Origin of the sequence: Halobellus inordinatus (genome assembly GCF_024464655.1) — an archaeon.
GTDB lineage: Archaea > Halobacteriota > Halobacteria > Halobacteriales > Haloferacaceae > Haloquadratum > Haloquadratum inordinatus.
Genome location: NZ_JANHAV010000005.1, coordinates 1 through 23,930, shown reverse-complemented (window position 1 = coordinate 23,930; position 23,930 = coordinate 1). Strand labels below are relative to the sequence as shown.

At 54.5% G+C, this 23,930-nt stretch carries 25 protein-coding genes; 10 read left to right on the top strand and 15 right to left on the bottom strand.

Features of this window, described 5'->3' with window-relative positions:
- Nucleotides 1-351: 351 nt before the first annotated feature.
- From NO347_RS10385 to NO347_RS10355, 7 genes are read right to left on the bottom strand one after another with little or no spacing between them, the layout of a single operon-like run.
- Complete coding sequence (locus tag NO347_RS10385) at nucleotides 352-1,392, bottom strand: tyrosine-type recombinase/integrase (protein ID WP_256289533.1); 1,041 nt, start codon at nucleotides 1,390-1,392, stop codon at nucleotides 352-354.
- Entirely contained in the window at nucleotides 1,389-1,520 is a 132-nt protein-coding gene (locus tag NO347_RS10380) for a hypothetical protein (protein WP_256289532.1), read from the bottom strand. The genes NO347_RS10385 and NO347_RS10380 overlap by 4 nt, the downstream gene beginning before the upstream one ends.
- Entirely contained in the window at nucleotides 1,513-1,755 is a 243-nt protein-coding gene (locus NO347_RS10375; RefSeq protein ID WP_256289531.1) for a hypothetical protein, read from the bottom strand. Before NO347_RS10375 ends, NO347_RS10380 begins: the two co-directional genes overlap by 8 nt.
- On the bottom strand, nucleotides 1,748-1,966 hold the full coding sequence (locus tag NO347_RS10370) for a hypothetical protein (RefSeq protein WP_256289530.1): 219 nt from the start codon (nucleotides 1,964-1,966) through the stop codon (nucleotides 1,748-1,750). The genes NO347_RS10375 and NO347_RS10370 overlap by 8 nt, the downstream gene beginning before the upstream one ends.
- Nucleotides 1,959-2,519 carry a hypothetical protein gene (locus NO347_RS10365; RefSeq protein WP_256289529.1) on the bottom strand — a complete coding sequence of 187 codons (561 nt, stop codon included), beginning with the start codon at nucleotides 2,517-2,519 and terminating at the stop codon, nucleotides 1,959-1,961. The genes NO347_RS10370 and NO347_RS10365 overlap by 8 nt, the downstream gene beginning before the upstream one ends.
- Nucleotides 2,516-3,379 (bottom strand): beta clamp domain-containing protein, encoded by an 864-nt coding sequence (locus tag NO347_RS10360; RefSeq protein ID WP_256289528.1) that lies wholly within the window; start codon nucleotides 3,377-3,379, stop codon nucleotides 2,516-2,518. Before NO347_RS10360 ends, NO347_RS10365 begins: the two co-directional genes overlap by 4 nt.
- On the bottom strand, nucleotides 3,376-3,810 hold the full coding sequence (locus NO347_RS10355) for a hypothetical protein (protein ID WP_256289527.1): 435 nt from the start codon (nucleotides 3,808-3,810) through the stop codon (nucleotides 3,376-3,378). The genes NO347_RS10360 and NO347_RS10355 overlap by 4 nt, the downstream gene beginning before the upstream one ends.
- Before the next feature lie 183 nt (nucleotides 3,811-3,993).
- Here NO347_RS10355 and NO347_RS10350 point away from each other — a divergent pair, with 183 nt between their 5' ends.
- The 3 genes from NO347_RS10350 to NO347_RS10340 all read left to right on the top strand — a co-directional run bounded on the left by NO347_RS10350 (nucleotide 3,994) and on the right by NO347_RS10340 (nucleotide 5,836).
- Nucleotides 3,994-4,332, top strand: a complete 339-nt coding sequence (locus NO347_RS10350) for a transcriptional regulator (protein ID WP_256289526.1) — start codon at nucleotides 3,994-3,996, stop codon at nucleotides 4,330-4,332.
- Nucleotides 4,333-4,653: a winged helix-turn-helix domain-containing protein gene (locus NO347_RS10345; RefSeq protein WP_256289525.1), complete on the top strand. Its 321-nt coding sequence runs from the start codon at nucleotides 4,333-4,335 to the stop codon at nucleotides 4,651-4,653. It begins immediately after the preceding gene.
- A 382-nt stretch (nucleotides 4,654-5,035) separates the two neighbouring features.
- Nucleotides 5,036-5,836 (top strand): DUF6338 family protein, encoded by an 801-nt coding sequence (locus NO347_RS10340; protein ID WP_256289524.1) that lies wholly within the window; start codon nucleotides 5,036-5,038, stop codon nucleotides 5,834-5,836.
- A gap of 6 nt (nucleotides 5,837-5,842) precedes the next feature.
- Here the strand turns inward: NO347_RS10340 and NO347_RS10335 are convergent, their stop codons facing one another.
- Nucleotides 5,843-6,307, bottom strand: coding sequence for a PadR family transcriptional regulator (locus NO347_RS10335; RefSeq protein ID WP_256289523.1), 465 nt, complete (start codon nucleotides 6,305-6,307; stop codon nucleotides 5,843-5,845).
- A gap of 421 nt (nucleotides 6,308-6,728) precedes the next feature.
- Here NO347_RS10335 and NO347_RS10330 point away from each other — a divergent pair, with 421 nt between their 5' ends.
- Nucleotides 6,729-7,298 (top strand): hypothetical protein, encoded by a 570-nt coding sequence (locus NO347_RS10330; protein ID WP_256289522.1) that lies wholly within the window; start codon nucleotides 6,729-6,731, stop codon nucleotides 7,296-7,298.
- 87 nt (nucleotides 7,299-7,385) lie between these two features.
- A complete protein-coding gene (locus tag NO347_RS10325; protein ID WP_256289521.1) occupies nucleotides 7,386-8,822 on the top strand; it encodes a hypothetical protein in 1,437 nt (478 codons plus the stop codon).
- Between the two features lie 174 nt (nucleotides 8,823-8,996).
- Here the strand turns inward: NO347_RS10325 and NO347_RS10320 are convergent, their stop codons facing one another.
- From NO347_RS10320 to NO347_RS10295, 6 genes are all read right to left on the bottom strand, one after another.
- Entirely contained in the window at nucleotides 8,997-13,052 is a 4,056-nt protein-coding gene (locus tag NO347_RS10320; protein WP_256289520.1) for an Eco57I restriction-modification methylase domain-containing protein, read from the bottom strand.
- Between the two features lie 502 nt (nucleotides 13,053-13,554).
- Nucleotides 13,555-14,505, bottom strand: coding sequence for a hypothetical protein (locus NO347_RS10315; RefSeq protein ID WP_256289519.1), 951 nt, complete (start codon nucleotides 14,503-14,505; stop codon nucleotides 13,555-13,557).
- The gene (locus NO347_RS10310; protein WP_256289518.1) at nucleotides 14,502-15,281 is read right to left on the bottom strand and encodes a DUF8168 family protein; all 780 of its coding nucleotides are present in this window, start codon (nucleotides 15,279-15,281) and stop codon (nucleotides 14,502-14,504) included. Before NO347_RS10310 ends, NO347_RS10315 begins: the two co-directional genes overlap by 4 nt.
- Nucleotide 15,282: 1 nt before the next feature.
- Nucleotides 15,283-16,146, bottom strand: coding sequence for a hypothetical protein (locus NO347_RS10305; RefSeq protein WP_256289517.1), 864 nt, complete (start codon nucleotides 16,144-16,146; stop codon nucleotides 15,283-15,285).
- A gap of 5 nt (nucleotides 16,147-16,151) precedes the next feature.
- Entirely contained in the window at nucleotides 16,152-16,280 is a 129-nt protein-coding gene (locus tag NO347_RS10300; RefSeq protein ID WP_256289516.1) for a hypothetical protein, read from the bottom strand.
- Complete coding sequence (locus NO347_RS10295; RefSeq protein ID WP_256289515.1) at nucleotides 16,273-16,608, bottom strand: twin-arginine translocation signal domain-containing protein; 336 nt, start codon at nucleotides 16,606-16,608, stop codon at nucleotides 16,273-16,275. Before NO347_RS10295 ends, NO347_RS10300 begins: the two co-directional genes overlap by 8 nt.
- A gap of 410 nt (nucleotides 16,609-17,018) precedes the next feature.
- On the opposite strand from NO347_RS10295, the gene NO347_RS10285 reads away from it, so the two are divergent.
- From NO347_RS10285 to NO347_RS10275, 3 genes are all read left to right on the top strand, one after another.
- Nucleotides 17,019-18,206: an ATP-binding protein gene (locus tag NO347_RS10285; RefSeq protein ID WP_256289513.1), complete on the top strand. Its 1,188-nt coding sequence runs from the start codon at nucleotides 17,019-17,021 to the stop codon at nucleotides 18,204-18,206.
- Nucleotides 18,203-19,573 (top strand): DUF6414 family protein, encoded by a 1,371-nt coding sequence (locus NO347_RS10280; protein WP_256289512.1) that lies wholly within the window; start codon nucleotides 18,203-18,205, stop codon nucleotides 19,571-19,573. The genes NO347_RS10285 and NO347_RS10280 overlap by 4 nt, the downstream gene beginning before the upstream one ends.
- A 199-nt stretch (nucleotides 19,574-19,772) precedes the next feature.
- Nucleotides 19,773-20,246 (top strand): hypothetical protein, encoded by a 474-nt coding sequence (locus NO347_RS10275; RefSeq protein WP_256289511.1) that lies wholly within the window; start codon nucleotides 19,773-19,775, stop codon nucleotides 20,244-20,246.
- 134 nt (nucleotides 20,247-20,380) lie between these two features.
- Here NO347_RS10275 and NO347_RS10270 read toward each other — a convergent pair whose 3' ends face one another.
- Complete coding sequence (locus tag NO347_RS10270; RefSeq protein WP_256289510.1) at nucleotides 20,381-21,028, bottom strand: hypothetical protein; 648 nt, start codon at nucleotides 21,026-21,028, stop codon at nucleotides 20,381-20,383.
- Nucleotides 21,029-21,279: 251 nt separating this feature from the next.
- Between NO347_RS10270 and NO347_RS17270 the strand changes: the two genes are divergently transcribed.
- A complete protein-coding gene (locus NO347_RS17270; protein WP_256289509.1) occupies nucleotides 21,280-23,247 on the top strand; it encodes a transposase in 1,968 nt (655 codons plus the stop codon).
- Nucleotides 23,248-23,546: 299 nt separating this feature from the next.
- Nucleotides 23,547-23,807 carry an Ig-like domain-containing protein gene (locus NO347_RS10260; protein ID WP_256289508.1) on the top strand — a complete coding sequence of 87 codons (261 nt, stop codon included), beginning with the start codon at nucleotides 23,547-23,549 and terminating at the stop codon, nucleotides 23,805-23,807.
- Nucleotides 23,808-23,930 lie beyond the last annotated feature (123 nt).

Genomic DNA, 23,930 nt, shown 5'->3' with positions numbered 1-23,930 from the left:
TTGGATACCAGTCCTAAAAGGTTCGTGCCAAGCGATACGTCTGACTGTCTCCTCTACGGTGATCGCTTCGTCGCGATTGCTGTCCCGTCGGCGGCTTCGTCGTTGCAGACGAGCACTTTACAGACCACAAAGAGGTACATAGCAGTTTTCGTTGTCTCCGGTGTATCACCCGCAAAATGGGTTTGAAACCTCTAGGTCACTCGATTCCAGCGGCTACGTGTCGCTGCTCAAGGAGCAGATCCTGTGGGACCGACTAGTAAAAAGGGTGCGCTCTGTGCGTCGATTCCGCGCAAAAGGAAGTGGGTTGGGGCAGTTTTCCGGTCTTGCGATTCCGCCAGTTCCGTCTGTCGATTACTCATTTTCGTCTCCCTCAAAGTCCAGTTTGTCCAGGTGCCGTTGCCGTCGCTGCTGAAACTCGTCGACCGGGCTCGCCTGATCGTAGTGCTGCTCGATCACCTCGACCGAGGCGTTCACCCGCTCCGAAACCACGTCCGCCCGAAGCCCGCGATTCAGTTGCCACGTGATTGAGCCAGAACGGACCTGGTGCGGACTTCGTGACGACGGGCACTTCGATGCCTGATTGCTCGAAAACCACTCACAAGACGACTGCGAGCGATTGTGCGGACAGTCCCCGAAACGACACGGCACTGTCGCATAGTAACTCGTCGTCCGCAGCGCATTTCGCGATATTCGACCGTGCGCCGTCGTGAACAACGGCTTCCGGCCGTACTCGTCCGTCTCACTCGGTCGCAGGTCTCTGATGTACGTCCGCAACGCTTCGGTGACCTGCTCGGAAATCCCGACGACACGCTCGCCGTCGACGCCGTTCTTCAGCGGTGTCCCCTGTTCCGGTCGGTGGTGGAAATGAACGTACCCCTGTCCGAAGTCGATGTCGTCGAGATCGAGGCCGCGAATCGCGCCCAGCCGAGCGCCCGTGTACCACGCCAGTTCGAGGAACGCGTGGCCACGAGTATGCCGCGTCTCCCCGCTTCGGAACGCTTCGAGAAGCTGCCCGGCAGCGTCCTCTTCGAGGAACGTCTCGTCGGTCTGGTCGCTCTTCGACACCTTCGGCAAATCGACCGCCTCCGGAACCGCATCGTCGACGACGTCAACCCGAGCGCAGTATCGAAGGAACTGCCGCAGCGTCAGCAGTTCGTTGCGGAGCGTGATCGGCTCCAAATCGTTGCTCCGCCGGCGCGTCTCGTAGGACTCGATATCCCACCCCGAGAGGTCGCTCATCCGTTCGACACCCTCGGCTTCCGCCCAGTCGACGAAGTGCTTCAGCCGGCCGCGGTAGCCCTTGACTGTCTGATCCGCCTTATCGAGCAACTGCCGATCGAGCCATCGGTCGACAGCCTCTCGTGGCGTGAACTCTGGCGCAGTCGGCGTCACTGCGAACCCTCCCGGCCGCGACCATCGGTTACCCCCGTAACGTCGGCCGCGAACTCGTGCAGGTGGAACTGCGCGACGTCGTGCATCGCGCGATCGGCGCGACCCATCATCTCGACGTACTCAGTCATCTGCCACCCCAGTCACGTCGCTGCTGTCGGCTTTCATCAGCCGGCCGGCGAGCCCGCCTTGCGGGCGCGGCCCGCGCTTCGGCTCTCGACGAACCGGCTCGTCGAACTCCGAATCACAATCGGAGCAGCGCCAGCGGCCGTCGCCGTCGTCGAGCTTCGAGACGGCCTTCTCGGGACTGCGTCGGAAGATGTTCGCCGACGAATCGCAGTTCGGACAGGCGAGCACCTCAGTCACTGGCGGACACCCCCGCTGCCGCAGATTCGGCCTCTCGCCGGAGTCGCCGCGTGAGATAGCGGAACAGCTCCAGACCGAGTACGATCACCACGGCGATCACGAAGAGCCCGCCGAGGGCCATCCCCGCGACGCCGGACCACGAGGCCGACGCGAGCACGGCCACGATCGCGCCGTAGCCGGCCAGGTGCGCGAGCACGTCGTCGTCAGTCATCCGCAGACACCTCCGCGGTCGGCGTCGCCTCAGTCGTCAGCTCACTGTCGGGCGCAGACAGCGCGTTGAGGACGTTTTGCTTCGCGTAGTCGTCTGGGTCGTAGTCTTCGAGAACGTCCAGCAGCGCCAACTGCGGGCGGTCGCTGGCCGCGTGCTCGCTGAGGTCGTCGAGGATCGCACAGACCGCGTTCGCGACGTCGTCCTCGCCCGCGACCCGCGAGCTGTGGCGCTTCGCCAGCGGGACCACCGCGGCCTGCCACGCCGCGATCGAGCCGCTGAGTCGGAGGTCCCACTCGCTCTCGTCTTCGGGCTCGTACTCGGCTTCCGCGTCGCTCAGCGTCTCGGTGACGAAGCGCGCGACGTTCGCGTGGGCGAGCTGTGCGCCGCCGCTGCGGAAGACGGTCGCGTGTTCGTCGAGCCAGTCGGCGCCGACGTCCAGCGTGGCTTCGAGGTCGACCGTGACGGTCGTCTCGATCGCGACGCCGTCGCGTTCCGTCTCGGTGGTCGTCAGCGCGGGGCCGGACGCGCGGAGCGTGAGCGCGTCGTCGGTCATTCGGCACCTCCCGACTGGATCCGCGGCGCGAGCATATACCGGCCCTCGTAGAGCACCGTCTCGTCGTCGCGCCGCTCGAAGTCGAGCATCAGCGGGAACTCCTCGCCCCACCGGACCGACAGCGACGTGACCTTCGCCTTCTTCAGGCCCTTCGCCATATCGCGGAGATAGCTCATCGAGAAGATGCTCGATGCGTTCTCGGTCGGCGTCTCCGTGATCGGCTCGGCGACGTCGCCGACGTCGATTCGCGTCGACCGCGTCATCTCGTCGCCGTCGGCGTCACCTTTCAGAATCAGGTGCCCGTCGAACTCGCCGAGCTCGACGTGGTCCGTCGGAATGTAGTCGACCGCGTCGCAGAACGCGTCGACGTCCAGCTCGGCGCGGTAGGACAGTTCGAGGTTCGGAATGTCCGGTTCCTGCCGGATCGACTCGGGTTCGATGTTCAGCAGTTCGTCCGTCCGCGACAGCGTCGTCACGTCGTACTCGCGATCGATGCTCACGAGCGTCCGCGTCGCGTCGATGTCCAACTCGACCGGGTCGTCCGTCGACTTCCCGAGTCGCGCGTCCGAGAGCGAGGATTTGAGACGCGTCAGATTCACGCCGATCAGCACGTCGTCCGCGCCGTCGACGTGATAGCCCTCGAAGGCCGCCGGCTTCGCATTGATCCCGACCATTCCCACGTTCGCCGGGTCGACGGCCGTCGTGTGCAGGCCGCCCGCGTCGAATCGCAGTTTCGCTTCGTCCACCAGCACCGTCGGCAGCGCCATCAGCGGCCGAATCGTGCGGCCGCTCGTCTCGATTTCGACGGACTCGCCCGAGGGTTCCGAGAAGAATCGAGTCTGTGAGGTGCTGCCGCTCATTCCGCGGCACCTCCCGCGACCGCCGCTCGCACGTCGCGATCGCGCGTCCAGCCGTGGTCGTCGCAGGCGAGCAGATTCCGGGGCTTCGTTCGATTGGGTCTCGTCAGCCCGTCGTAGACCACGATCACGGCCGCCGGCTCGCCGCAGACGACCATCTTCCCGTCGTCGCCTTCGACCCACTGCCGGCAGGACTTCCCTTCCGGGGCGTCGACGACGTCGAGCACGTCCGGTTCGGGGTAGCCGCCGTCGGTGACGAGTCGGTGCCCGCTGTCGTCGAGTGCCCGACCGCACGATCGGCACACCGCCTTTCCGGTGCGCGCGTCGATGCCGGTCGCTCGGTTCGTGCAAAAGGCGCAGTCGCCGCTGTTATTTGGAGTCGGTGCGTCTGTCGTCGCGCGGCCTCGAAGGGCCGCAGTGTCGAAAGTCGACATTGGTTCTGCCTCCGCAGAACCCGCCGCAGTACGGTGCTGGTACCACCGTACTGCGACCTATACTGAGTCTCACTGAGCCGAGGGTATCTCTCTCGGGCCTGCTAACTGCACATCTAACGCCATATGTGATAAATGCAACGACAGTGCTGAAGTAACATCTGATGTTACTTCTCGTGCTCACCGATGCAACGAAGTGTTATATTCGGGATGGTATATGTAATGAGACGCAGGAAAAGCGCGGATTGGATGACTATCTGGGATGACCGACTCCTTGAACTCCTCAGTGAGGAAGGACCAGCGGCTCCGACACCTCTCGCCAACGACGACCATATTCATATCAACCCGTCTTCCGTCTCTCGTCGTCTTCGCCGGCTCAAAGAGTATGGGTTGGTACACGGTCTCGGGAACGGCGTCTACGGTATTACCTCGGAAGGAGAACAGTACTTGAACGGAGAGCTCGACGCCTCGTCACTGGAGGAACAGGAGGAAACCGACAACGGGGACGCTTCGGCGGAGGCGTAGATGCTCCAATCGGCAAACTGGATGATCATCCTTGATGAGCGCATCTTAGAACACCTCAATGAAGGCCCGGAGCTGACGGCCTGGGAGATTGCTGTCGATCTTGATGGACGAGCAGCGCTGGTCCGACAACGCTGCGAAATCTTAGCGGAGGCCGGCTTCCTACATCGGCGTCGCCGCGACGGCCTCGACGATCGCTACTCGATCACGACTGATGGGCATCTCTATCTGGAAGGCGAACTGGATGCGAATCTCCGACGGCCGATCCCGGCTCCGCGGCCGCCGCACGCTGTGCGGCCTGGGTGGTGGGCCGGGTTTGGGTAGCGCCAAAATGGATGAATATCTGAGATGTCTCTATTCAAATTCTGTCCTTGTTTAAAAACAGCTCTGAGTCTGACTTGGCTGTGGTTTCTTACTTGTAAGATGCCTCAGTACCCCCTTTATTCAGTTGCATAATCCCACCACAGCGGTGGGAATAGCACATCAATATTTCACTTTCACTTCGGCCTGCCAACCTTCTTACTCAAAAGTGGCGTACACCGATTCATCGTGGGCAGTCCTGGATTAGGTAATCGTTTTGGGATATGTGGAGAGGGAACTGTCGATACCGAAGCCTTAACCGACCTGCCACGCCACCAACCTTTGTCTTTCACGGGGCGACGCCAGCCTGGGCGTCTAAGCAAGTGCTGGGAAGTGAGCTGACAAAATGGTGACCGGCGTATCGTTGAGTCTGGTGGTGATTCTGCTGCTATTAGCTCCGGGTGTACTTGGACTCCAACTCTTCTTCAAGTACGCTCAGCGAAATCCATCTCCCAGCAGAATACAGTGGGTTGCTTGGAGCGTTCTGGTGAGTTTAGTCTCGATCGCGATTCTATACGCATTCTCCGGAGCAGTTGTTCCAGTGGCGAAGACCGTTGGTGGCGCGATCGAAAATAACCTCCAGACAGTCCTTCGTTCCGAGTTGGAATTCTCGATTGCAGAGATATCGATTCTTTATCTGCTTCACTTGGTCGTGATTGGGGTCGGTGGAGGAGTCGTTGGACTGATCGACAGTGAAGTTATCAAATCGGATCAGGTTCTTGACCCACGCGAGCCGTGGGAGTACGCATTCGACGAAATCCCCGTAGACGGTGAGCCGCTGGACATTGTGCTTGACGACGGTAGCATCGTTAGGGGTAATTTCAACGATACAGCGTGGGAATCATCAAAACGAGAGCTATTTCTTGAAGATCCGTTTGAGGTTGTTATTGGTGAAGATGGGACCGAGACGGATACGCAAGACCTCGGCAGGAGCATCTTAATCCAGTCTGACGCGATCTCGTATATCGTCTTCACGAACGAGGACCCGAATCAAGGGCGGATGGAAGAGAGTGAAATCGACGAACAAGATCGAGAGGAAGCAGAAGAGGCTGTAGAAAAACTGGCATCTACTAATCTCTCGGACTACGAAGAAGGGACGTCTACTGACGATTTGGAGGGTGATGAGGAGGAAGGTGCGGATGAGTAGTCCCTTCTATCGAACCTCATCTGCGATGTCCAGCTCGCTTTTTGTGGTGTAGCTGGGATACTTTTTGTAAACGTACCTCAGCAACCGATCCAGCGGCATATCTTTGTTTTTGCGTTTAATTTCTTGGGTGGCACTCAGAATGTCCTCCACTTTCTCCTTCTTGTCATCGTCCTGCTGGAGGGATTTAATGACCCGCCGCCCAGCATCCGTGATCCTGTAGTTGTACTTTTGTTTGCCTGATCGTGTCTTCTCTACCCTTTTTTTGATCAGGCCCTTGTTCTCTAAAGAATCGATTGCCGCCGCCAGTGAGGGAGAAAATGGACCGTATTTGTCCGCTTGGAATTTATGGAGTTGGTCAATATTCGTCTCTTCCTGACTCAAGAATGCGAGTTTCTGGAACCGCGTCGCTCCCTCGATCTCGTCATTGCCGTCAACATAAGCGAGTGCCAGTGGGAGCAGTACGTCGGGCATAGTAGTGTTTCCAATTCTCCCGCTTGGTTGGGAAGATAACCTCCCGAGTGGTAAGCGTTGTGGGATATAGTATTTTCTAATACTTCGTAAACAGTCTCCTAAACCCCTGAAACAGCTGTTAGATGACTAATTAGCCAAAATCAGAGCCTAGTTCAAGCTCTCAGTTCGTCGTACTTCACTGGCACCAACTCAAAGTACTAGTCTGTCATCCACCGTGGATTCTGCACTTGGTGGAAGTCGTCGAGCACGAATTTCGTCTGTTCGTGCTTCAGCTCGGTGGCGTGGAACGTGGCCGCGTCCACTTCTACCTGCTCGCGCTCACGTCTATGATGACTGTATTAAATTGCGATCAGGATCGTCCAGAGGTTCAACCACCGAAATTTACCACCACCACTAAAATGTTCGAAATTCAACGAGACCTATGTTCCAAGTTCGCTGTCTCAATTGTGGGGCTACAGAAAACGATCGCGTTGAGGTTAGTCAATCGCCGAAATCCGGGCTTGCGGGCGATGGAGATCGGACCCTTTCGCAATCTTTGAAAACAGAATTCCAGTGCTCTGAATGTGGCGCCACAGACATTGTTGAAACCGGTGTTCACCCTACTTCGCATTCAGATGCGTTTGAGACGGTTCGTGAGACTGGCGAATCCTCTTTAGAATTGAAAATCGATGATCAAGCGGTTGAATTCCAAAGCATCGACGAGAAAATTTCAGAAGATGCTCATTACACCCCTGATGGAGTTCAGGGAACTTCCCGAGTCAGACATATTCATATCCAAGTCCGGGATCCGCCGACCTTCTCAAAAGGGTGGCACACAATCACATTAGGCGATTATATTGATGATGATCTAATTCTGGGAACGGTACGTTATCACGATCAAACACACCGGACGTTGAAATTCTATAAACCTCTAGATAGTGGTCACGAGGATCGAGTGTCGGCTATCTACGTCGGTTCTGTCGAAAATGGGACGCAGGACCTCCAAACCTAGTGTCTGACACGTACAGTAGGAGATTGTTAATACTACCAACACAATTATGTTACCTCAAAATCAATATTAGGATACAGTTTCCAATCGATGGTTACGCAAGACTCCTACCTGTATGAGACTGGACCGGATCAGAAAGCCCTCCGTATCGGCGCTCACGATGATATTCTCGCGCCCACGTATATACCGGAAATAAAAGGTGCTGAAGGGTTGCGCGCCCTGCTTGATCATATCGATTCGCTTGATGAGAGCAACCCAATCGCAGTGCCGGCGGCCAAGTGGTCTTGGCTGCGGAGCAAAAATGAGGTAACAAGTAGAACTGACGGTGATGGAAACGAAGTCGGAAAAAGCGAAGTTGAGCGATTAGAAGAGGAACATCCACTAGTCTTCTTTGATCCGCCTGAACTGTATTGGTATAAAAGAACGAAGACTTTAGTGAACTACCTTTTCAGACTACCAGGATACGATAAAGACAGATTTGAACGACTACTCCGCGAAGGTAAGCACTCTGAGGCCCAAGCAGAACTTCCAGAGTTTGTCCAACCGTTTGTTCACGCAAATGTCAACCGGCTATTGGAAGAGACCGATGGAGCCAGCCTCGTTTCACGGTCTAGTCTAAAAGTCGACTCTTCAGAGGAGGCTTGGACCAGCTTAGATCCAGACCACTATGTGGGATATTTCGATACTATCGCCTCTGAAGCGTCCAAACGCCCCAGCTCAGTAGTAGTTCCACCGGTTCCACAACTTGAACGCGACTGGGATACGGATCTAGTTACAGCCTGGGTCACCTCGAATGAAAAGATGCTGGAGGCGGTAGATGGTCACGAGAACACAGATGCGTACTTCCACATTTATCTGAACCCACGGTCGTTCGACACGGATGCAAGCACTGATACTGCAGAGAAGGCGCTGCAAACCTTAGAGGAAGAGGTCACCGGATCTGATTATGCAGGGATTGCCCTAACTGTCTACTATCCTAATAGAATTTGGCAAACTAATCGATCTGCTCGAATGGAAACATTTGTTGAAGGTCTATCTAAGATCAGCACTCGGGAGTCGATCCCGATTATCGCCCCCCGTTCCGAGTGGTTCGGCTCTTACGCGACAGATCTGGGTGTCCACGCATTCAGCACCCTTCTCAATGGTGCTTGGGAATATCGACGATATTCCTCAGAAGGAGGACCGAGCGGCGCAAATCGGTACGGCAGTACTATGATTCCTAACGAAGCCCGTGCTCTCAAAGTTCGGTCTGACAACAACGAAGATCTAGAAGGCTATCTGGAAGCTAATCAGTCACTCCCTGATGTGGATGGACTTCCATCTACCCCACCAACGTACGACCCCAATGGGAATGGGTTAAAACAAAAATTCGGGACCGATGCTGAATTCCGCCGAACATTCGGAAAGCCAAGACGACTCGCCCACATTGAGGAGGCGCGTCAGTTCCGCAAAGACCAGCAGCAGGGAGTGTCGAAGCCGGCCAGAGAATACCTCAAAGATTCAAAGAACCCATATATAGAGATATAATTCGAGGACCGGGGTCGCTTCTACGACGCCGAGCAGACGGCCCAGAGCGCGACCCGTAACGTCTGGGCCTGCCGAAACGTCGAGACTGCGACTCCTACGCCAATGCCGCCGCCGACACCAGTCCCCAATGGTGCTCGGTGGACGGTTAGCTGCGTGTCGCCGCCTCGATCAGCACTACTCCCCGACAGCAGACTCCACGATCTCGATCTCCTCGTCGGTCAGCCCGTACAGTTCGTAGACGATCTCGTCGATCAGGTCGTCGGTCCGCTCGATCTTCTCGTCTAACTCCGCAGCGCGCTCTTTTGCGTCGATATATCGCTCCAGCCCGTCGGCGACGTCGTCGGGATCTGGGAGTGTCAGCGCTTCGAGTCGGTCGACGAGCGAGTTCGTCTTCGTCGCGGTCTCGCGGAAGTTCGCGAAGCCGCCCGCCTCGTCGACGGCGACCGGGACGAACGCCTCGACCAGCTCGGCTTCGACCTCGGTGAGATCCGTGAGCCGCATCGCCGGGATCGGCTCGGTCTCGGTGTAGCCCCACCGATCGGTCTCGTGGGCGTCTTCGTCTTCCGGCTTGTAGCGCGCCGTGGCGTGGATGACGACCGTGTCGCCAGTGTCGCGTTCGGTGGATACTGAGCCGATTCGGAGGTTGTCGTAGTCCTCTTTGGTGGCCGTGAGTTTCGTGTCGCCGACGCCTTTCGGGGGTTGGTAAAGCCCTATGTCTGTCAGAGAAGGGCCGTCGTAAGCCGTACCAATGTAGTCTGTGAGCGATAGATTCAGATTTTCACGAGACTGTTTATCCTCTATTATATCTCTTGCTAAGGATCCAACTTTTTCTTGGATCTTTTTGGGTGGCTCTTCCGGGATTATATCTCTGATTTTCTCCCCTACAGAAATCTCGTCTACCTGAATAATCGGGAGTTCCCGAAGGTGCGTTGGCTTTACTTCGTATTCGTCAAAAATCCAATTGAAATACCTATCCAGTAGAGTCGAATTTAGCACCGCTGTGAGGAAATCTAACTGATAAGCATCTGATTCTAAAACTACATTTGAGACCCTATTCAAGTTGTAAAACTCATTCTCATCAAGCGTTGCTACAAGCTTCCTATCCAGACCTCGTCTGGTTCTTTGGAGCAATATCTTAGGCTCCGTGAAAATATACTCAGGAGGTAGTGTTCGGGCTTTATCGCCATATTCCTTGATAACATCTGGGTCATAGCAAATCCATCTACCATCCCAATTTAGCGAATATCGTCCGATGTTACTCCCACTCAGCATCTTGTGATACCGATTGTCTTCTTTTTTATCAGAGACGAGGACATCCCGAATATATCCGGTATTGATTCCCACCGTTGTGTATGATATTTCGCCCAGATCTACCGAAACGCGATCCATTTTCTCAACCAGTTCTTTACGCTCCGGAGAGACATTTATATTGAAAACGTAGTCCTCTGAAGATTCAAACTGAGATTGGTCAATGTTGTATTCTTTTGATGTGTCCACAGTAGATCCGTTTCCTCCAAACTTAATCAGTACATCTTCGTTACTGCCTCCGATTTGCAATCTTTGAATTACCGATTCAATCGTAACCCCGTCAAAAACACCCAGCCCTAAGTAGAATATTTCAGATATTGAAGTTTTATCGAGGATGTATTCCCTAAATTGCGAGAAGTTTTCTGCAGATAGGTATGTATTTGGTATAATAAATGACGAGTGGCCCCCTTGTTTACAGATGTCAATTGCTTGTTCGGTGAAATACATATAGAATTCATAGTTATACTGGTGGCTCTCAAAAGATGACTCGTAGTATCTTTTCTGACCATCTGAGGGTATTTTCCGGTATCCGTAAGGAGGGTTGCCAAGAATCACATCAAAACCAGCATCTTCTCTTTCTGAGCCGCCCTCCTTGTAGAATACCTCCGGGTATTCCAGCTTCCAGTGGAAGAAATCCTGCTCCGCAGCCAACGTCTGCGCCGTTTTGAACCAGTCCGCCTCTGAAACGGCCTCCCACTCGGAATCATCTTCAAGCGCCTTCGCCATCCGCTCGTAGGCCCCGCCGGGAACGTCGACGTCGAACCGCTCGGCCGTATGCACGTTCGCCATCGCGACCAGGCGCTTCCGGAGGTCGTCCTGTTCGATTTCGGCGTACTTCCGCTTCATCTCGTGGACGTCCTCGATGCTCTCGTTCTCGATCGCGAGGAACTCCGAGTAGATATCCATCAGACGCTCGATCGTGCCCTCACGAGTCGCGCCGAACTCAGCGAGAGATGACTGGGAGTCGTCGTCTTCGCTCGCGTCCGACTCCAGCTCTTCGATGTCCTCGATGTCGCTCCCGACGAGCGAGTTCCCCTGTTTGAAGTGGTGATCGAGGAACGCCAGCGGCCGATCGGCGGCCAGCGTCTCCAGCCACATCGAGAGCTTCGCCAGCTCGACGGCCATCCCGTTGAGGTCGACGCCGTAGATACACTCCTTGGTGATCTCCCGGCGAATGTGCTGTTCGTCGAAGGCGACGCCGAACTCCGATTCGGCCTCTCGGACCTCCGACATCACTTGCTCGGAGAGATAGCCCGTTGCCTTCGTGAGGAAGTGCCCGCTTCCCATCGCGGGATCCAGAATGCGGAGGTCGGTCACCCGCCGGAGAAACGGCCCCAGATACTCCTGTGTTCCGGGCTCGAAGCCCTGGTCAATCAGATCCTCCCGGATTTCATCGACGAGCGGCCCGACGGTCTCCTCGACGATGTACGTCACGACGTAGTCCGGTGTGTAGTACGAGCCCGTGGCCTTCCGCTCGCCTTCGTCGTTGACGACGTACAGTCCGCCTTCGTCGACGGTCTCGACTGCGTCGGCGACTGAGACCTCCGTGGCCGGCTTCCAGACCTGTCCGCCGTCCTCCGAGACGGCCGCGTACTGCTCCGGCGCGATGCGGAACTGATGCTCCAGAAGGCCCTCGTACACCGAGCCGAGGTGCCGCGTGTCCAGGTCGGCGTAGTCCGCGAGCACGTACCGGCCGTCGTCGTTCTCGACCGTCGAGAGCCGGTAGATCACTTCGGAGAGATACTGATCACTCACCCCGTGCTCGGTGAGGAAGGCGTGCTCGTCGTGGTTGAACAGCCCGCCGTTGTAGGGCGGAATCCCGAGGTCCTCTTCACCCTCGTCGATCAGGCTGAAGAGATTCTCCAGCCGGTTCCACATCGACGTGGAGTACTCGCTGTACTCCTCGGCGAAACCCTCGTCTACCTCGCCGATCTCGTCGTGGATCTCGATACGGAGCTCGTCGAGGCTGAAGTTCTCGTCGTAGTGGTCCTGCGCCGAGCGATCCTCGGGATGGATCAGCCCACGCGATTCGGCGTACAGCACGAACATCAGGCGATACAGCAGCACCAACGACTGCTCTTTCAGCTCGTCGAGCGCTTCGTCGTCGTCGGAGTCGATATCGAAGCCGTTGTCCGTCTCGACGAACCCCTTCCCGAGCACGCGCAGCGCGGTGAAGACGTTGTCCTGCAGATCTTCCCCGAGTTCTTGGGATGCGGTCTCGCTCTCGGACCAGACTTCGTCGAGGAACGTTGTGCCGCCCGACTCGTGGAACGCCGCCGGCCGGAAGAACACGTAGAAGTATTTGAACGCCTCCAGGTCACCGCGCTCTAAGAGTTCGGGCAGATCGACCTCGTAGTAGGTCTGTGTCTCGTAGTTGTTCGTCCCGTAGAGCCGCCACTTCCGCCCGTTCGTGAGCACGCCCCACTGGATATTCGACGGCGTGTTTTCGAGGTAGTGTTTGATCTGATGCGAGGCGTTCCGGTACGGGCGCTGTTCGCTGAACCGCTTCGTGAAGTCGGCGTCCCACTGTTTGGCCTCGACGAGCCCGATCCCCCGCTCGAAGAGGTCCGTCGTTTCCTCGGAATGGAGGTAGACCCTCGCGGCGTCGCGCCGATCGTCTGGTGTCTCGAAGAGAAGTTCGTCGACGAAGCCGCCACCTTCCGGGAGAGTTACTTCTTCGGATGTTCCGTATCCAAGGATGTCCAGAATCTCCCCGATCCAGTCGTCTATGAGGGCGTCTTCCTTGTACCCCGGTACCAGTTCACCTTCGAGCTCGTAGAGCGACTGCAGCTCAGAGAAGGCTTCCTGAGCGGCGGCGTCGCACTCCCATTCGTCGCGATCGCGAAGGCGTTCATCCAGATAGTGCCCGGAGAAGAGATTCGAGTTGACGTACGGGCGGTCAGCAAGCGTCGCCTGGCTCATTTCGGATATGCAGTACTCCCTCAGTGACCTTACAAATAGATGACGCCATCGGCATCTCAAAACGTGGTTACGTCTTGGCTTACCTGTACGCCCCCACACTCACCCAAACCCGATTTGACAGTCGAACGCCCAGTATCGAACCCAGAGAGGTCCGCTTGTGACCCCTGAGTAGACATCTGTGAGATGACCCAGGGTTGTCGCGAGGCTGTAATGAAGGTGACCGTTAGCCCTCGGCATCGTACCGCGCTCCGGAGAACGCCCGGAGCGAGTGAGGCATAGATCCGCTCACGAGTGTTCTTTGCACAAGCGAATCACCCGTCAGAACAAGCGTGCAAACCTAACGACGGTTTCTTGACAAATTTTTTCCGTCCCGTTTGCGATGTTGGGCTGTGAGCCCTCCAACTGCTCTCTGAGCTCTATATTCTTGACACGGTTGAGTGGTTGAAATCAATCCTATTTTCTCACAGATTGCGTATGTTTATTCTCGTGAATCACCCCCTGATTAGGCCGATGTATCAGATTCCTTTCTATAACCGGCCAGTTCGCTGCCGTTCATCTCCGGCTCCTCGGTCTCGATCGGCTTCACGCGAAGTTCGCCGAACCCATACTTCGAGTGGGTCCCGACTCGGCGGATAGCATTCTTCGCCGTCTCGATTGGCGAATCGCTCGCATATCCGACGACTTGGCCGTGGTCGACGGTCACGAGGTCGTAGACCTCTCCTTGCTCGACGATCTTCTCTGCACGGCGACGGAGTCCATCGTCGTGATCTACCGACCACCACCACGGTACTGTATCTCCATCTGCGCCGGGATACTCACTGTCTACAACGTACGGTGACACCAGCTCGAGGAGGTAGGTATCTGCGCCTCGCAGCCGGGAGTAGTCTAAGGCCTCCAGATCCACGACCTGCGTATCCTTCAGCCGGACACTGCCGTAGCCGTAGTTCCGCCTGCCACCGAACTGGATGCCATCGAGCACGTCCTCGCCCAGCGGCAGCGTATCAGGGTCATCGGCGTGCAGATAGGCGTGGATGAACCACGACGTCGTCTCTGTCTGCGCGTATGCCTCCTCAGGACGTCCCATAATCGTCTCGTGAGCTAATGCCATCTCTCCACTCTGTGGCCGGGGATCGTGCGTGTTCAACGCGTCCCTCGCACGGCTGTCAAGCAGCCAGTGATGGTGGGGGTTCCGGAAGAGGAACAGGTCGTCGTACGCCTCGACATCGGGCAATGTCGCGCCCATATACGGGAGTATCCCGTCCTGCGCGTGTTCTTCGGGATACGTTCCGAACTGACCGGGGACGAACATCCCGTGACTGGCGTTCAGACGTTTGGCATCATCGTGGGTGAGCTGGTGCCCAATCGCGTGAAGGATCGCGTTCCCGCTCACGTAGTAGGGATGGCCGATGTAGTCCATCTCCAACTCCCAGTGGACTTGCTGAATGCGGGTCATAGACCGTACTCCTCCTCGAAATCCTCGATGTACTGGAGTGCGGTACTCCACGCACCAATCCGACGAAGGTTCGCGTCCAGTACCATCGTCTGCTTGTTCTGATCGATTTTCAGAGGGTTCGCGGTCAACCGCATCCACGTGGCCGCCCACGACCGCCACGGTCGGCTACCCAAGCGTGCCCACGGACGCCCGCCTGATTCCGAACCAAGCCGGAGCGAGAACTGTTCTCCGGTATAGATCGTCCGAAACGGCTCGACTTCGTCTGAGTCGTCGACGATCAGCAGGAGGTCTTCGAACTCCTGGTTCTGCTGATAGGCGTCAAGGAGCGCCGCCACGAGCAGAGTGTGGTACTTCAGGCTCGTATAGGGGTAGTAGACCGACTCGTTGAATCCGCTGGCCACGTCGGACGTGAGCCACGTCCGATGCATCGTCTCTGGGTCGGAACTCGTCAGCAGGTCGCTGATCGCTTCTGAGAGCATCGGACGAGCGAAGTCATCTGGATCGTAGGCGCTCTCTCCAGTCAGCAGCGACAGCCGATAGTGAGTGTCGTGATTGTCAACCGTCTTCTCTGGTTTCCCAGGTGGCCGACTCAACGCTGATGCATCCGAATCTGCGCCGTGTGGGATCGACTGATTGACCGGTACACCAGCGAACGTGTCCGGAGCAGTCCTATGCGGTTCGCCGTTGAGCTTGTGAGCATCGTGGCGATAGGCCGCGACCATAGGGTTCCGCTCGCCGACGTTCTGAAAGTCGCTGAGTGTCGTGTTTTCCGTCATCCTACGGCCCCTCAGCGATGCGATCTTCGAGGGTTTCCACGAAGCTGGGGCGGTACTCCTCTGCCCACCGCTCGTCTTTCTCGTCCATCGCGTTCGTGTTGCCCTTTCCGCGGTCGAAGACCCGCTTCAGCTCGCGCTCATTGTACAGCGGGTTAATGAGCTCACAGTCGACGATTCCCGCCCCGAAGTTGCGGGCACCGCCCAGTTGGTGCATAAAGTCAGTGCGATGCTCGTCAAGGAAGTCGATCGCCTCGGCGAGTAGGCCGACGAACTCGGGCTTTGTTTCACGGAAGGACAGATGCCACGCACCTTCGAGATTCGCGACAGCGTCGATCTCGGCGTTCCGTAGCGGCTCACGGTTATCCTCTCGATTCCGGGAGACGACGTTCCGGTTCAGCCGTCGATAGTGGCCTTCGGCCTGCCCGCGCGTGTAGTCGACGTTCGAGCGGACTGGCGAGAATTGGATCGGTCGGCGCATCACCTTGCCGGGAACGCCGCCGAAGCCGCCGAAGAGGTCGAAGACGACACAGCCGTCGTCTTCCTTCGGGTCATCCGTACACGCGCCCTTCTCGTGGTAGCCGGCGTCGAGATCGCGGTCGTAGACGTCGGCTTTCATAAAGTTCGCGTTGGCCTCACCAGGATGGCAGGCCGTCCCGCCGTATTCTTGGACGACCTCCTCGATTCCGTGGCGAAGCCAGCCCGACAACGGGAATGCAGGGATGATCCCACCGATCTGATTCTGCGGGTCATCATCCTCGTAGTTGCCGCTTGAGGCGTGATGGCGGTCGGTCATTATGCTGTCACCGATCACCAGCAGGTCGGTCTGGACCCGCACGAACACATCGCGGTCTATGTCTTCAATCATCGGCGTTATCGGTCCTTGAGAGCCATTTCGAGCGCGTCGAGACTACCATAGCCGACGCCGCCGACGCAGTACTCAGGGTACGTTTCACCGTCCTCAGTTCGGACGATGCGGGCGGTCACGCGCGGCTCAGGCATCGGAGCCCTCCAAGAATGCCTCAAGCCGGCGCACCGCTTCTTCCAGTTCTGCTTTGGCCGGTTCCGCCCCTTCACCTTTGATGGCGATTAGGTGAGTTCGGGCAGGGATGATCTGCTCTTCGTAGATATCAGCACAGAGCTCTTCTTCGGACTGTTCTGGCTCACTCGAACTGGTGGCTGTATTGCTTGGGGCAGAACCAAGAACCGACAGTGCAGCTGCAGCGCCGAGGAACTGGCGGCGTGAAACGTCGCCGTCCTCTTCGTCGTTGTTTGTCCGACTCTCTTCGCTATCCGTGCCGGAATTCTCAAGTCCGGCGGACGTCTTCATTGACATGCTTCCTTACCGGGAAGCACGGTCGGGCGTGTTCCAGCACGCTCCGGCCAGTTTCTGGCCGGTATCCCGCGCTTCTTAGGAACAACTGTATTTTCCAACCACATTAAAGGTTTGCATATGGGTTAACGTTCACATATGGGTTAACTATTACAGACGGGAGCGGTAATTGGAAGTCAATGTGTCCAGATAGGCAAACTAAGATGGGACGGACCCGAGCACTGCTTACAGAAAGAGATAGAGAATTGCTTGCGGATGAAGAGAATCAAAACCGCCGATACCAAGCGATCTCCGAAATCCGTTCTCGAATTAATGATGAGTTGCCCACAGATCTCGAGATTCTTGAGGAAAACCACCCTCAGTTGTTGAAAGAGCTGAGAGAAACTGTCTGTGAAGATGAGTGATTTATGAGATATGCAATTGTAGCCAGGGTAGTAAGTGATGGTGAAGTAGATCTGCTGTTGGTTGAGTGGGGTACCGGTGGTATTGATGTCTTGGAATGTCCGGACGATCTTTCACCTGATAGCGGGAATGCAATACTCGTTAACCGGCATAATGAGGTTGAGGCGATAATTGATCCTGTTGGTGGCGACCGTGGCAATACTATTGGCGTTGTCAAGAAGGTTCTTGATGAACGTGCAGTCGTAGATGTTGGTGGCCGGCTATCCGTTTATGATATTGGAGACGGAGTTACTGTTAAGGAAGACAACACAGTTGAAATATCTGACAGGGCCATAATAGAGGACTGTATCAATCCGTCTCCTATTCAGAGAGATTCACTAATTCCGGAGAAAACAGATATTAATGAGTATGTCGACGACCTTAGATTCTCTTCTGAAGAGCTCACCGTCGGCTTTGAGGATTTTGGAGGGATGTGGGAGCAACTTGAGCACGTCCAGAAACGAGTCGATCTGATGCTGAATAGTCGTGATAAACTTGAACAGGTTGGCACCGAACCAAAATTAGGTGCTCTTTTTTATGGGAAGCCAGGCACAGGCAAGACGTTTTTTGCTAAGATTTTAGCATCGGAGTCCAACGCTAATTTTTACAGAATACGTGGACCCGAGATCGTTACGAAGTGGGTTGGCGATACAGAGGAGATACTTCGCGCGCTTTTTCAGGATGCTAAAAATAATGAACCTTCAATTTTGTTCTTCGACGAGATTGACAGTTTAGGGAGTAAGCGAGGTGACGGACCAAACCAGCAATTTGGAAATCGTGTTGTAGCGCAACTGTTGTCGCTGATGGACGGCGTGGATAAGGCATCAGAAGGATTGTTGGTTATAGGATCAACAAACCGGGTGGATGATATTGATGAAGCCTTGCTGCGACCTGGACGCTTAGATTGGAAGGTGAAATTTGAAATCCCAGACTCTCAAGGACGGGCTGAGATATTCAATTCACTACGACAGGAATATGAAGTAGCAGATTCGGTAGATGCAGGAGAAATTGCCTCAATGACAGAAGGTTGGAATGGAGCCGATTTAGAGTCTCTGTTAAACGAGGCAGGGATAATTAGTGTAAATGCGGGACGAGAACAGATAACGATGACTGATCTGATAATTAGCTATGAGAGGAGAGCCGATCAATTATGATCGGTGGAATTACGAGAGCAGTTGAGGCAGTCTACTGGTGGGGTGTCAGAAGAAAAAATAACGCCGCCGAGCGGCTTGGTTGGGCTTCTTATCCAGAACTTAAAGAGTTCGTATATCTTGACCAGACTGCACTAATCAGCTTACTATCCTCTACTACAGGTGGGATTACGCAGCAACAAACAACAAGTAAGAAGCAACGTATCTCTTCAAGCATAAAAGGTTCCTTAGGGCCGATTGGTGCCTCCGTTGGGAGTAATGAATCTGAAACTAATGAAACCGTCCAGCGGTATGTAGTTCAATCGAATTTTAAGGAGTTGTACGAAATCAGGAAGAACGACTTGGATATATCTGATCATAGAGATACACGGCCGAGTACCGACGTTGCCGCCCCCGTTGCCACAGATATAGAATCTACTGAACTAAGCGGAACCCCTCAAACTCAGGAGCTTTTACGAGGAAGCTTAGTTGAGCTCGATGCGACACTAAAAAGCTCAGAGATATATGAATATTTCCTAATATTTGATGCGTTTGAAGATATAGTGGAATCATTCTCCTCTGAGGAAGAGTTTAGGCAAAAACTCCAACAACAAGGAGTCTCAGCTGACGAGATCGCGATGGTTTTGGAATTAATGGAAATTCTGATGGCAGGCCTAATTCCAATTGAATGCGAAGTTTCCAATTATGGCGTATATAAAGAAGAGATGGAATCGGAAGATAGTGAGAAAGTAAACAGAATCATCGTCGCTAATGATTGGGCAGAAGAGCATAACGTAGATACCGACAAGCTATACCTTGCGGGGTTCATCGATGAGGATAATCTTTGGCAGGAACCATCCCGTGTTCTGTTCAGTGAGAATGAGTTTACAATTTATGGTCGTCTTGATAATCCCGAGCCGAATTCTGACTGGAGTCCGCTCAAATTAGTCGATATACTTAGCACTGTTTTCCCTGAAACAGCGAGCGATATCGAAGATCTTCCTTCCGAGTTCCAAGAGTCGAATGAAGAATCCACAAGTGGATCAGAGGACTTCGAAGACTCGGTCTGCGATTATTTGAACTGGCTTGAATCGGAGGCCGACCGTAGTTTTCCTCCAGAAACGGTTAGCACGGTCTTAGACGAAATCGATTCATCTCTTAAGAATGAGTCCCATGAAGCTAAAGAGGCCCTTCTTCAACGAGTGGAGGTTTCCCTTGCATCCGAACTATCGGAATCAGATTTAGAGGCGTATGGTTTGGAAAACATTCCTCGAAAACGTGCGGATTTCCTTGACTCATCTTCATTCGAGGGCGACTACCCGAGCGGATCATCAGATGGGAAGTCAAATAAGATATACCTGGAAACAAATTTTGTTGCAGTCTACTGGTGAGAAGACAGGTTGGTCTGTGTAGTCCATAATCGGCATCATCACCGCTTACGTCAACGTGCGATGCTGGGTAATCTATGTGTCGGGATGTCATAGGACTCTCATCACGGTATTAATTCCACGCGGTAAGATGGGGAATCAGCCAATAGAACAAGCCTAATTTTCGTAATACTGTTTTTTACTCACCGGGAAAATATGACATATGGATGGAGATAATAGTGAACTGATTCTTGAGGCCGTATTAGCTACGCACAAACAGCAGCTTCAGACTTTACGACAAAGACGGCTATCTCTCCTGAGGGTTGCGAGGCTTAACATAATTCTTCTCAGTATATTAATAGCTATTGCCGGAGTGACTTTGCAAGCACAACTACCCATCGGATTTTCTGAATTGTTACTTCCAATTGGATTGGAGGTGGCGGCTATTGTGCTGGCTGTAGTGAAGTACAAAGGCTTTGGTGAACATTGGGGGTTTGGTCTTGATCGGGAGGTCACAGCCGAGATGAATGCTATCCCAAGGGATTCGGCTCTTGAAGAATTAGTAGGGATATATCAAGCGGCAAGTGAGGAAAATAAGAATGAGCTTAAAGCTATAGATAGGTGGATATTCCGAATTATTATGATAATGTGTGCATCATTTGGATCCTTGTTAGGACTAATTGTGCTCTCCACATAGCGTTTCACAGGCTTATTGCTGAATCCACTCTGCGATTCAGAAACTCGTTCCTAACAGATCTCGAGAAAATGACGATCCGATTTGATAGAACGTCTGCCTATACTGAGCGATTTCTATATGATGTGAAAGGTATTCTATGAGTCAGAATCCTGATTCAGGATATCTTTCGCTAATTTTTGCATACTCCTGTCTTCCTTCTCCCATCGGACGTCCTGAGGGACTACAAGAGTATACAACCGTTCTTGCCGATCCTCTATTTGGGAGTAGCGAGAGAGTCCGAACATCCTCTTGAGTGTCCTGTATGAGTTGGCCAACTGGTAGGTATGAGCGTTGTAGCTGTCAGGTGCATCTGCTGTATAGAATATCGGTGTTACCTCTCGGTCAACGCAGTCCTCAATAACCTCTGGGTGGGTCTCAGGATTCCACTCGTGGAGTTCGTAGCCCTCATAATTGTCAATTTCATAATTTCCGTCCTCTATAGCAGTGGTCTGGTTCCGATAGGCGACGACGGCTGACCAGTTCTGATCCTCCGTGAGGACAATATTGATCTCGTCAATTGGGCCTTCGTGCCAGTCTCCAGGATAGTCCACTGCGACCCCGATTCGAGAATCATCTTGCTCCCCGAGAATAATTGTGGGCCACCCGCTCTTAGTCGAGGAATGAACCTCAATATCGTCCGCCAATAGACGTATAAGTGGATTTGCGTGGACTCTTCTGCCCGGTGTGTTCAGTTGGGTCCCGATCGGTAACGGAATCCCGTCTTCAAAGTCAACGACCACCATTAGATCAAAGATAGGTAGTTCAGGGTACAAAACTTTGTTACTGGTTCAGCCTCGCACACTACCGTTGGGAAGTTCGTATTTGACAGAATCTGTCTCCCCAACCACATCGTACTCTAATTTCAACGTGCTAAGCTGAGTAATATGTTGTCTTAGATTTGACCACGGATTTTATACTCAGTCAGTGTACTCAAATCTATAATGACTGTACACCGGCCTCTATTATTTCACTCACATCACCAAGGTGATTACCGGTGACTGTGAAGTCTTCGCGCCGCCGCCATCGGAACGGTAGCCAGCGCGAGATCTATCCTCTGTCGACGATTACGGTAGCTGAAGACGGCAGTCTTGAGATAGACTGCATTTTCTACGATGACAACGACGACGATCGTGATTTTGAGACCGCCTATGATGAGGCCCGGACGGTAGGCACAGCGACGATACCTGCATTCAAGCAAGTAGCACCAGATGCCGACAACGAGGCTACGTTCGAGGATCTAACTCCCCGTCAGCAGAACGAACTTCTGGAGAAGTTAGATCGGCGTGTATTCGATATCGCTGCTGACTATCCGATGAGTGCTTTCGAGCCGGAGCTCAAGGGCGGGAGCCAAAAGAGTAGAGGAACCAATATTGACGCCCTCTGTCGGGCCTATTACGCGAAATGTCTGCATCCGGGACTCGATTCACGTGCTGATCTCGTACGATTCCTCCAGCACTTTGAGGGCGAACTCGAACCGATGGGATTCGAGGCAGACCAGAACGATCCCTACGCAACGGCACCAAGCCGGGGTGCTATTGGTAGATTCTGTACACAACGGGTAACCCCCGGCACGCTCGACCGGATCGAACAGTCAGTAAATGGGTTCCGACGACCGCTGGCTAAGGAATTCGGTCTGGCAGCAACTGAAAATCCAGATGCGATGGCCCTGCGGAAGGAAGCACCAGTATCGAACGAAGAGGTCCGAAGGGCCTATCGCCAGCTCGTAGGCGAGTTCGATGCCGTCCGAGACGAACGGGATCAAGCGAGAATCACCCATCCACAGGACTCGTTGTTCAGTATTCTCTCAGAGGCCAGCGCGAACAAGACGAGCTGTAGCGATATGATCGAGGACCGCGATCGTCCCGAAGAGCAGCGAGAGTACGAACACATCTACCCGCACCTCGACAATGAACCGGGCGATATCTCGATAAAGGGGTTCTTCGAGGCTCTCGACGCGAATTCGGCGACGGGCTATATGAAGGACTTCGAGCAGATTTTCCGGAACTTCCTCAAGCGAGCCAAACGGAACGGGATGTTTGCCCGTCCCGTCGACGTGATTATTGACGGGACGGACTTCGTCTTCCACCCGAAGAACTGGGAAGACGGAAAGCCGCAACTCCCGGAAGGCACTGTCGGGACGAAAGGCGGCGAACAGGCTTACAAGTTCATCACGATCAGCGTCTACGACCGCCAGCACAACAAGACGATGAAGCCGGTCGTTTTCCCAATGCGTGAACGGTCGTTGCGCTATGCTGCTGTCCACTATCTCGTGGAGTTCATTCGAGACTTTATGTCTGTTCGAGAGGTCTTCGCTGACAGTGCATTCGCCTCTGGACCGATTCTGAATTACTTCGAGAAGGAGGGAATCGACTACACGTGTCGGTTCCGGATGAGCGGGTCCAAAATCAAGACCTGGATCAAAGGGCTGAGTGGACAGCGAATCACTGGGGCAAGAGACTACACGATCAACAGGAGCAGGAGTCATCCGCACCGCCACGAGACGCGCCTGATTGCTCGTCGCGTGAAGCGAGGCAAAACGAACCTCAGCCTACCGGAAAGCCAGACTCCACTCGAGGACTTCGTCAGTGACAGCGGACAGTTGGAACTGGAGGATTTCGAGGACCACGACGTCGACGACTACGACGGGCCGTGGTTCGTCTACGTCACCAGCCACGACGTGCCAAATGAACGCGAATCGGTCCAGAAGAAGCTCAAGGACTACGCTAAGCGATGGAACGTTGAGACGGACTATCGGGTCGTGAAACAGAACTTTATGCCGTTCACGAACACCGATAAGTACGCTATCAGGGTCCTGTTCTGGCTCTGGGCCGTCGCCCTGTACAATGCGTGGGTCCTCGTGGATATGCTGATCAAAATCTGGCGAGGATGGGATCTCGCCGGCGACTACCGTATCCGGTCAAAACCGTTCCGCCGTGAAATCACGGCTGTCGACTACGGCTGATTCACGGAGCTCACCCCGTGTCAACTTCCTTGTGAGCTACAGCGCCGTTCTCTAACCCCGATTCTCGACCGAAAACCCGCATCTGACGTTAGGTTTTCATAATATTCTGGACTGGCACTTCGTGCGTCCCCAAATTCTACCAGAAATATTAGCATTTCTGGGTGTGATCGGGCGTGTAGAATTGGCATAGGTCAGAGAGCAGTCCAACGAGAAAACTTGCGCTCAGCCTGTTCGTCGGCGCGTTAGTCCTGACGGCGGGTTGTAGTGCGTTCCAGAATAGCAGTAGCCCGACAGATAGAATGCAACTGGTCAATCAAGATGAGACCAGTCACGGGGTTGTGGTGGAAATCACCAGTGGCGAAGAGCTGGTGTATTCGGCAGGCCGTACGCTCGATGCTGAATCAGACACACAACTGGACACTTTCACGGAGAACGGCGAGTACCAGGTTGCGGTGACCGTCGACGGGGACACGACCGTGGAGACGTACACGTTCCCGAGCGACGATTCTGCAACCACAATCGGCATCGACAACGACGGCCAGGTAACAATCAGCACTTGACATCCTCCTCCGCGTGAACGCGGAGGAATCCCGAGCGGTGGGAGTTTCAGGTTTGGAGTCCAATCACCGGACTCCCAGACCTTTCGGGCACGGGTAGTCCCACAGCATCGGACTGGTGGACCG